The sequence below is a fragment of the Microbacterium sp. bgisy203 genome, from assembly GCF_057706945.1.
In genome coordinates, this window is the sequence record NZ_JBYIPF010000002.1 from 520,589 (window position 1) to 529,940 (window position 9,352).

The following is a 9,352-nucleotide window of genomic DNA, read 5'->3' on the forward strand; positions in this document are numbered from 1 at the left end:
ATGCCCCGAGAACGGCATCGCCGTCACCATGAAGCGCGCCATCGTCACCCCCCGACATCCCCGCTGCCCAGTATCCTCGCTCGGGGCGCAACGCGATACCGGGCGCGGCCCGTGCGGGCCTCGGCAGTGTTCCCCGGTCAGCGGATGATCTTGCCGTGGTTCATGATGTCGTCGTCGGGGGTGTCCTTCGTGACGAGCGACTTCAGCATGCCCGCGGCCATCGCGATCTTGCCCTTCGCGGGCTCCCAGAACTCGGTGACCTTCGGCGTCACCTTGAGCAGGGCGATGCCCGGGGTGTCGAGTCCGTCCTCGAACCACACGTCGAGCGAGGGGGAGTAGAGCTCCTCCATCTTCGCCTTGTCGTGCACGACCGCCGCGGTGCCGCCGACCGACACGTAGCGCATGCCCTTCGCGTCGCAGTACGACAGGCCGACCTCGCGGTGCGCGCGCGCCTCGTCGACCTTGTCGGTACCCTCCGAGGTGAAGAACCAAATGTCGCCCGCCTCGTCCATCTGGCGCGTCGACATCGGGCGCGACACGAGGTGGCCGTCGTCGTCCTGGGTCGTGAGCATCGTGAAGTCGATGTCCTCGACGAGTTCCTTCACGCGCTCGAGCGCGTCGGTTCCGGTGATCTCTGTCATGCCGCGAGCCTCACATCACGGCATCCGCCCCGTCAGGGGATTGACAGAACGTCCGCGGCGAGCGTATCCGCGGCGATGCGGCGGTCATGCGCGACCAGGATGCCGAGGTCTCCCGCGCCCGCGCGGCCGATGGTGCTCGACACGGACCGATCGCGGCACGCCCGTCCCGGCAGAGCCGCCCCGGTTCGCCCGCGGTTCACCCACGCGTGCCAGGCTGGGGGCATGGCAGGAAGCTCCACTCAGATTCCGCAGACCGTCACCGACGACCTCCGCACGCTGATCGCGGACGCCGGGATCGACGCCGACCAGGACCTCATCGCCCGCATCCTCGCGACCGGGGTTGGCCTCGGCCTCGACGACACCGACCGGCTCGACCTCAAGATCACCTCTGCCGCCCTCACCGAGATGCGCGCGGCGTTCGCGCTGTTCGCGCCGTTCCGCGGCATCCCCAAGGCGACGATCTTCGGCTCGGCGCGCACGCGCCCCGACGACGAGCAGTACCGTGCGGCAGCCGCCGCGGCCCACGAGCTCGCCGAGCGCGGCTGGATGGTCGTGACGGGAGCGGGTCCCGGGATCATGCAGGCCGCCGCCGAAGGCGCGGGCCCCGAGCACTCGCTCGGCGTCAGCATCCGGCTGCCGTTCGAAGAGAAGCCGAACGCGATCATCGCGAAGAACTCGCGGAACGTCGCGATGAAGTACTTCTTCACCCGCAAGCTCATGCTCGTGAAGGAGTCGCAGGCCTTCATCTGCGTGCCCGGTGGCTTCGGCACGCTCGACGAGATGTTCGAGCTTCTGACGCTTCAGCAGACCGGCAAGGCCGATCCCACCCCGATCGTCCTCCTCGACCGCCCCGGCGGCACCTTCTGGGCGGGCCTCGAGCGCTTCGTCGACGAGCAGCTCATCGCGGGGGGCGTCATCTCGCCCGACGACTTCGACCGGGTGCTCGTGACCGATTCGGTGGATGCCGCGGTGAGCGAGATCACCGGGTTCTACCGGAACTACGACTCGCTCCGGTGGGTCAAGGGGCGCCTCGTGATCCGCCTGCACGCGGCGCCCACCGCGGAGGAGATCGACGACCTCAACGCGCGCTTCGGCTCCTTGCTCGCGCAGGGGCGGATCGAGGCGACGGAGCCGCTGAAGGCCGAGGTGCGCGACGATGACCGCCTCGACCTCCCGCGCATCGTGATGACCCTCAACCAGTTCAAGGTCGGGTCGTTGCACCTGCTCATCCGGGCGCTGAACGACCTGCCGTCGGCGGCCGGCGAACCCGAGACCGCGCCGGTGCCGTCCGCCAACCTCTGACCGGAGCGCACCGAGCCGGGGTCGTCACAGCCGCGCGTAGCGCGCGCGGAAGAACTGGAAGACGCCATAGGCGATGAAACCGACGCCGACGATCGCGACGAGGAGTGGACCGAGGAAGACCTCGCGCAGGGCGCCGAACGCGGCGTCGAGACCGCCTGCCTGCGCGGCATCCGACGTCGTCGCGGCGACGATCAGCAGCACCCCGACGATGGCGAGCGCCACACCCTTCGCGATGTAGCCGAAGACACCGAGGGTCTTAACGAACGTGCCGAGGCGCCCGGACGGAATGGACATCTTCTTCTCGAACGAGCGCATGATGCCCATCACGACGAAGACGATACCGCCGATCGCGATGCCCGCGCCGACGACCCAGAGCAGAATCGACCCGCCCGGCAGCGCGAGCACGTCGCGGCTCGCGCCCTCGGCGCGGTCGTCGCCGTCGGGGCGGGCGCCGAGCGCCACCGAGACGGCGACCGAGGCGAGCGCGCCGTACACGACGGCCTGACCCCAGGCCGAGATCCGCTGCCCCCAGCGCTTCGCGGTGCTCTCCGCGCGCACGACGAAACCCTGGATCAGCTGGTACAGCGCGAGGGCGCCGAGCATGACCGCGATCACCCAGAGCGCGGCGAGCCCCAGAGGCGCGCCGGCGATCGCTCGGAGTGCACCGCCCTGGTCGGCCGTCCCCGAGCCTCCGAATGCGAGCGACAGCACGAGGATGCCGGTGAGCACGTGCACGGCGCCGCTGGCGGCGTACCCGCCGCGGGCGAGCCCGGTCATCACAGGGCTCGACTGCACCTCGCGGGCGGCGGATTCGGCGGCGTTGCTCACTCGAGAACTCTAGGCGTTCGGGGATCGCGACGGGATGGCGAGAGGGCGCGACGTGCGGTCACGGCTCGGGGTCGTCGCCGCCGGCGATCCACGGGCGACCGAGCGGGACGACGTGGCGGCCCAGTGTCCGCCAGTAGAACTTCTCGATGAGCATGTAGGCGGCCAGTGCAGACGCCGCCATGAGGAACCACGCGCCGATGATCCCGAAGCCGTCGACCCCGCTGAAGGACCCGATCGCCTCGAGTCCGAGGCCGATCCCGACGCACAGGAGCGTGAGGGGGAGGACCGTGTTGTGCGTCGCGCCGGCGATCGCGAAGCCGAACGCCAGGACCGAGAAGATCAGCATGAACAGCGGCTTCGCGATGCCCGAGACTTCGAAGAAGCCGAGCTCGCCACCCAGGAGGAACCCCGGCATGCAGATCCAGTACCAGCCGAACGCGTTGTAGACGATGAAGTGGAAGTCGTCGCCGATGAAGTACGACAGCATGCCGGCCGTCACCTGCACGACGCCGCCGAACGCGGCGCCGACCCAGAACACGGCGCTCTCGTTCTGCACGCCGAGGTGCGCGAGCTGGGCGGTCAGGGTCGCGGTGACGAAGCCCAGCAGGCCGATGAGGCCCGGATCGGCGCGGTTCGACGGGATGTGCGACCGCGCAGAGGGCGTCGCGGCATCCGTCTGTTCGGACATCATTCGCCTCCGCGGGACGGACGGTGGATCGGATCGACTCCAGCCTGGCCCCGTTCGAGGGAGATGTCGAGAGGACCGGTGACGGTCAGCTCGTCCTCCCAGCACTCGATGCCCGTGACGTCCGGCATCCGGTCACGCGTGAAGACGGGATCGCGCCCCGCGCGCCGCTGAGCGGTGTAGTCCTTCAACAGCCGGATGGCGATGGGGGACAGGAGCGCGATCGCGATCAGGTTGATGAGCGCCATGAGTCCCATCACCCCGTCGGCGAAGTTCCAGACGAGATCGGCGGTCACCACCGACCCGACGAGCACCGCGACGATGACGAGCACGCGATACCCCGTGAGCACGGCGGTGCCGCGGGTGATGAACTCGATGTTCGACTCGCCGTAGTAGTAGTTGCCGAGGATCGACGAGAACGCCAGAAGGAACACGATGACGGCCAGAGCGATGTTCGCCCAGGGTCCGAGCGTCGAGGTCAGCGCGCCCTGCGTCAATCCGATGCCGCGCTCGGCGTTCGCGAGATCCGGCACCGAGACGAGGATGATGAACGCTGTGATGGAGCACACGAGGAACGTGTCGAAGTAGACGCCGAGCGTCTGGACCAGACCCTGCTTGACCGGATGCGTGACGGCCGCGCTCGCGCCGGCGTTCGGCGCCGACCCGAGGCCCGCCTCGTTGGAGAACATCCCGCGCTTGACACCCGTCAGCACGATGTAGCCGAATGCAGCGCCGACGACCTCGTTCGGCCCCCACGCCTGAGCGAAGATCTGCCCGAACACCTCGGGCAGCCGGTCGACGTGCAGCGCCACGACGGCGAGGCCGAGAAGGAGGTAGGCGAGCGCCATGAAGGGGACGAGGTACTGCGTCACGGACGCGATGCGTCGGACGCCCCCGAACACGACGAGCGCCGTCAGGATCGCGAGGATCGGTCCGATCACCCACGGCAGCCACGTCGCGACGTCGGCGGACATACCGCCGGCGACAGTCGCCGTGATCGTATTGGCCTGGAGAGAGCTGAATGCGAAGGGGAAGCACACGATGAGGATGATCGCGAAGAGGACACCCATCCACCGGGCGCCGAGTCCTCGTTCCATGTAGAAGGCCGGTCCGCCGCGGAAGGCATCCTTCTCGCGCACCTTGTACAGCTGCGCGAGGCTGGACTCGATGAAGCTGGACGCGCCGCCGATGAATGCCATCAGCCACATCCAGAACACGGCGCCGGGTCCCCCGATCGCGATCGCGGTGCCGACTCCGGCGATGTTGCCGACACCCACGCGCGACGCTGCGGAGATCGTGAAGGCCTGGAACGCGGAGACCGACTGGGGCTCCCCGTCAGCGGTGCGCGGCGTCTTGTCGGTGAGGGTGCGGAACATGTCCGGAAGCAGGCGCAGCTGGACGACCCCCGAACGCACGGTGAAGTAGACCCCGAGGACCACGACGACGGGCAGCACCGCCCACGTCCAGAGGTGATCGCCCCACGTCAGCAGCCATTCGTTGATCGATTCCATCGGCCCAGTATCGCGGGGCGCGCCCGGGCGACGCCATCGCGGCACCGCGCGGCGCGCTCTCAGCCGGCATCCGGTAAAATCAGCAGGATGGCGTGCGGGGCGACCCCCAGATGAGTGAATCCCCGGTGACGGAACCCGGTGGGTGATGCCCGCGCCGAGAGCTGAATAGGGAGGCACCTGTGGACATCGATCTGGGACTGCTGCGGACGGTCGAGCGCGAGAAGGAGATCCCCTTCGACGAACTCGTGCGGATCATCGAGCAGGCGATCCTCACCGCCTATGCCAAGCACACCTCTCCCGACGGCGAGCTTCCCGAGGGCGCGCGCGCCGAACTCGACCGCAAGACCGGTCACGTCGCCGTGTACGTGCCGCTCCTCGACGAGGACGACGTCGTCATCGGCGAAGAGGAGTCGACACCCGAGGACTTCGGCCGCATCGCCGCCTTCGCCGCGAAGCAGGTCATCAGCCAGCGCCTGCGCGACATCGCCGACGACGCGATCCTGGGCGAGTTCCGCGGCAAGGAGGGCGACATCGTCGCCGGCGTCATCCAGCAGGGCCCGAACCCGCGCATGGTCCACGTCGACCTCGGCACGGTCGAGGCGATCCTCCCGCCCGAAGAGCAGGTTCCCGGCGAGGAGTACCCGCACGGTCAGCGCCTGCGCGTCTACGTGACGTCGGTGTCGAAGGGCCTCAAGGGGCCGCAGATCACCGTCTCGCGCACGCACCCGGGGCTCGTGCGGAAGCTCTTCGCGCTCGAGGTCCCCGAGATCGCCTCGGGCCTCGTCGAGATCACCTCGCTCGCCCGCGAAGCCGGCCACCGCACCAAGATCGCCGTCACCGCGAACGACCCGGCGATCAACGCGAAGGGGGCCTGCATCGGTGAGATGGGCCGCCGCGTCCGCGCCGTCACCGAAGAGCTCGGCGGCGAGAAGATCGACATCGTCGACTACGACCCGGAGCTTGCGAAGTTCGTCGCGAACGCCCTGTCGCCAGCGAAGGTGACGTCGAGCTTCATCCTCGACGCGAACACGAAGGCCGTCCGCGCGCTCGTCCCCGACTACCAGCTGTCGCTCGCGATCGGCAAGGAGGGCCAGAACGCCCGCCTGGCCGCAAAGCTGACGGGCGCGAAGATCGACATCCAGCCCGACAGCATCTTGGAAGACAAGTAACGGGGTAGGATGGAACCCGTTCGAACGTGCGTGGGATGCCGCGCGCGCGCTCCCCGGTCCACGCTCCTGCGAGTCGTGGCCCGAGACGGCTCCCTCGTCCCCGACGAGAAAGCCGTCCTGCCGGGGCGGGGCGCGTGGGTGCACGACACCACGGACTGCGTGGAAGCCGCCCTGCGGCGGCGCGCATTCGGACGAGCATTGCGTGTATCGGGTCCGCTCGAGACGCAGACCTTTCAAGAAACCCACCAGCGAAAAGGCTGAACGGCTATGGACACGAAGTGAACGGCTCGAAATGAGACCCGTCCGCATCTAACGGTCTGCCCTGTCCGGGGGAGACCTCAGACAGGAGAATTGTGGCAAACCCACGAGTGCACGAAATCGCTTCCGAGATCGGCGTCGACAGCAAGGTCGCCCTCGCGAAGCTGAAGGAGCTCGGCGAATACGTCAAGAGCCCCTCATCCACGATCGCGCCGCCCGTTGCGCGGAAGCTCCGCGCGGCCCTCGAGGCCGACGGTGCGGCGAAGCCGGCCGATGCGCCCGCCGCGGCCAAGAGCCCGACGCCGTCGGCGCGCCCGTCGAGCGGTGCCCGCCCCGGCCCCGCGAAGCCGCAGGCGCCGACCCCTGCTGCGCAGGCTTCGGCATCCCCGACCCCGGCTGCGCAGGCGCCGGCATCCGCCGCGTCGTCCTCGAGCGCGACGACCGAGTCGACCTCGGGCGCTGAGGCCAAGCCCGCCGCGGCCACGCCGTCGACGGCCACGCCCGGCGCCCCCAAGCCCGGTGGCGCGACCCCCTCTTCGGCGACGCCCGGTGGGGGTGCCTCCGGCTCGGCGACCCCCGGCGCTCCCCGCCCCGGCGGGACCCCGCGCCCGGGCAACAACCCGTTCGCCTCGTCGCAGGGCATGGGGCAGCGCCCCGCCGGCCCGCGCCCGGGCAACAACCCGTTCGCCTCCGCGCAGGGCATGGGTCAGCGCCCCACCCCCGGCAACATCCCGCGCCCGCAGGCGCCGCGCCCCGGTGCACCCCGCCCCGGCGCCCCGCGTCCCGGCGGTGCCGGTCGTCCCGGCGGCGGCGGTCGTCCCGGCGCTCCCTTCCAGCAGCGTCCCGGCGGCGCGGGCCGTCCCGGCGGTGCCGGCGGCTTCCAGCGTCCCGGCGGCGCGGGCGGTCCCGGTGCGCCCGGCGGCTTCGCCGGTCGTCCCGGTGGCGGCGGTGGTCGTGGCCGTGGTCCCGGCGGCGGCACCGCGGGTGCCTTCGGCAAGGGCGGCGGCAAGTCCAAGCAGCGCAAGTCGCGTCGGGCGAAGCGCCAAGAGTTCGAGATGCGGGATGCCCCGGTCGTCGGCGGCGTCAACGTCACGAAGGGCAACGGCGAGATCATTCGCCTGCGCCGCGGTGCGTCGATCGCCGACTTCGCCGACAAGCTCGAGGCCCTGCGGGGCTACACCGTGCAGCCCGGCACGCTCGTGACGATCCTCTTCAACCTCGGTGAGATGGCGACGGCGACCGAGTCGCTCGACGAGGCCACCTTCGAGGTGCTCGGCGAGGAGCTCGGCTACAAGATCCAGATGGTCTCGCCCGAGGACGAGGACAAAGAGCTCCTCGAGGGCTTCGGTCTCGACCTCGAGGCCGAGCTCGAGGCGGAGAGCGAGGACGACCTCGAGATCCGTCCGCCCGTCGTCACCGTCATGGGCCACGTCGACCACGGTAAGACGCGCCTGCTCGACGCGATCCGCCAGACGAACGTCGTGGCAGGGGAAGCCGGCGGCATCACGCAGCACATCGGTGCCTACCAGGTGTGGACCGAGCACGAGGGCCACGAGCGCGCCATCACCTTCATCGACACCCCCGGTCACGAGGCGTTCACCGCCATGCGTGCCCGTGGTGCGCAGGTCACCGACATCGCGATCCTCGTGGTCGCCGCCGACGACGGCATCATGCCGCAGACGGTCGAGGCCCTGAACCACGCGCAGGCGGCGGACGTGCCGATCGTCGTCGCGGTGAACAAGGTCGACAAGCCCGACGCCAACCCGGCCAAGGTGCGCCAGCAGCTCACCGAGTACGGTCTGGTCGCCGAGGAGTACGGCGGCGACGTGATGTTCGTCGACGTGTCGGCGCGTCAGGGCACCGGCATCCAGGACCTCCTGGACGCGGTCCTGCTGACCGCGGATGCGGGACTCGACCTCACGGCCAACCCGAACAAGGCGGCGCGCGGCGTCGCGATCGAAGCGAAGCTCGACAAGGGCCGCGGTTCGGTCGCCACCGTCCTCATCCAGTCGGGAACGCTCCGCGTCGGCGACGCGATCGTCGCGGGAACCGCCTACGGGCGCGTTCGCGCCATGGTCGACGAGAACGGCGACGCGGTCGAAGAGGCATGGCCTTCGCGTCCGGTCCAGGTGCAGGGTCTCAACTCGGTCCCGCGCGCCGGCGACACGTTCATCGTGACGGAAGAGGATCGCCTGGCCCGCCAGATCGCCGAGAAGCGCGAGGCCGCCGAGCGCAACGCCCAGCTGGCCAAGGCGCGCAAGCGCATCTCGCTCGAGGACTTCACCCGTGCGCTCGAAGAGGGCAAGGTCGAGTCGCTCAACCTCATCATCAAGGGTGACGTCTCCGGTGCCGTCGAGGCGCTCGAGGAGTCGCTCCTCAAGATCGAGGTGGACGACTCCGTGCAGCTGCGGATCATCCACCGCGGTGTCGGCGCGATCACCGAGTCGGACATCAACCTGGCCACGATCGACAACGCGATCGTGATCGGCTTCAACGTCCGCCCCGACACGAAGGCGCGCGAGCGCGCGGCCCGCGAGGGTGTGGACGTCCGGTTCTACTCGGTCATCTACAACGCGATCGACGATGTCGAGCAGTCGCTGAAGGGCCTGCTCAAGCCGGAGTACGAAGAGGTCCAGTCGGGCGTCGCGGAGATCCGCGAGGTGTTCCGCTCCTCGAAGTTCGGCAACATCGCCGGTGTCATCGTCCGCTCGGGCACGATCACGCGCAACGCCAAGGCGCGCGTCATCCGCGACGGCGTGGTCATCGCCGACGGCCTGGCGATCGAGTCGCTGCGCCGCTTCAAGGACGACGTCACCGAGGTCCGCACGGACTTCGAGGCCGGTATCGGACTCGGCAAGTACAACGACATCCAGGTCGGCGACGAGATCGAGACGACCGAGATGGTGGAGAAGCCGCGCGGCTGACGTCCTCGTTGTCGTCGTCGCTTCGGCTGCGGCG

Annotated in this window: 8 protein-coding genes; 4 read left to right on the plus strand and 4 right to left on the minus strand. The window is 69.5% G+C overall.

Annotated features, from left to right (window positions below; genetic code table 11):
• Positions 1-137: 137 nt before the first annotated feature.
• On the minus strand, positions 138-641 hold the full coding sequence (locus AC3ENQ_RS05730) for a pyridoxamine 5'-phosphate oxidase family protein (protein WP_431802559.1): 504 nt from the start codon (positions 639-641) through the stop codon (positions 138-140).
• 222 nt (positions 642-863) lie between these two features.
• Here AC3ENQ_RS05730 and AC3ENQ_RS05735 point away from each other — a divergent pair, with 222 nt between their 5' ends.
• Positions 864-1,943, plus strand: coding sequence for an LOG family protein (locus AC3ENQ_RS05735; RefSeq protein ID WP_431802561.1), 1,080 nt, complete (start codon positions 864-866; stop codon positions 1,941-1,943).
• A 24-nt stretch (positions 1,944-1,967) separates the two neighbouring features.
• Here the strand turns inward: AC3ENQ_RS05735 and AC3ENQ_RS05740 are convergent, their stop codons facing one another.
• From AC3ENQ_RS05740 to AC3ENQ_RS05750, 3 genes are read right to left on the minus strand one after another with little or no spacing between them, the layout of a single operon-like run.
• Positions 1,968-2,771, minus strand: a complete 804-nt coding sequence (locus AC3ENQ_RS05740) for a DUF1206 domain-containing protein (RefSeq protein ID WP_431802563.1) — start codon at positions 2,769-2,771, stop codon at positions 1,968-1,970.
• 58 nt (positions 2,772-2,829) lie between these two features.
• Entirely contained in the window at positions 2,830-3,459 is a 630-nt protein-coding gene (locus AC3ENQ_RS05745; RefSeq protein WP_431802565.1) for an acetate uptake transporter family protein, read from the minus strand.
• Positions 3,459-4,967, minus strand: a complete 1,509-nt coding sequence (locus AC3ENQ_RS05750) for an alanine/glycine:cation symporter family protein (protein WP_431802567.1) — start codon at positions 4,965-4,967, stop codon at positions 3,459-3,461. Before AC3ENQ_RS05750 ends, AC3ENQ_RS05745 begins: the two co-directional genes overlap by 1 nt.
• 179 nt (positions 4,968-5,146) lie before the next feature.
• Here AC3ENQ_RS05750 and nusA point away from each other — a divergent pair, with 179 nt between their 5' ends.
• From nusA to infB, 3 genes are all read left to right on the plus strand, one after another.
• Positions 5,147-6,136: a transcription termination factor NusA gene (gene nusA, locus AC3ENQ_RS05755; protein WP_431802568.1), complete on the plus strand. Its 990-nt coding sequence runs from the start codon at positions 5,147-5,149 to the stop codon at positions 6,134-6,136.
• 9 nt (positions 6,137-6,145) lie between these two features.
• Positions 6,146-6,397: a YlxR family protein gene (locus AC3ENQ_RS05760; RefSeq protein ID WP_431802570.1), complete on the plus strand. Its 252-nt coding sequence runs from the start codon at positions 6,146-6,148 to the stop codon at positions 6,395-6,397.
• 92 nt (positions 6,398-6,489) lie between these two features.
• The gene (gene infB, locus AC3ENQ_RS05765; protein ID WP_431802572.1) at positions 6,490-9,318 is read left to right on the plus strand and encodes a translation initiation factor IF-2; all 2,829 of its coding nucleotides are present in this window, start codon (positions 6,490-6,492) and stop codon (positions 9,316-9,318) included.
• The last annotated feature ends 34 nt before the right edge of the window (positions 9,319-9,352 follow it).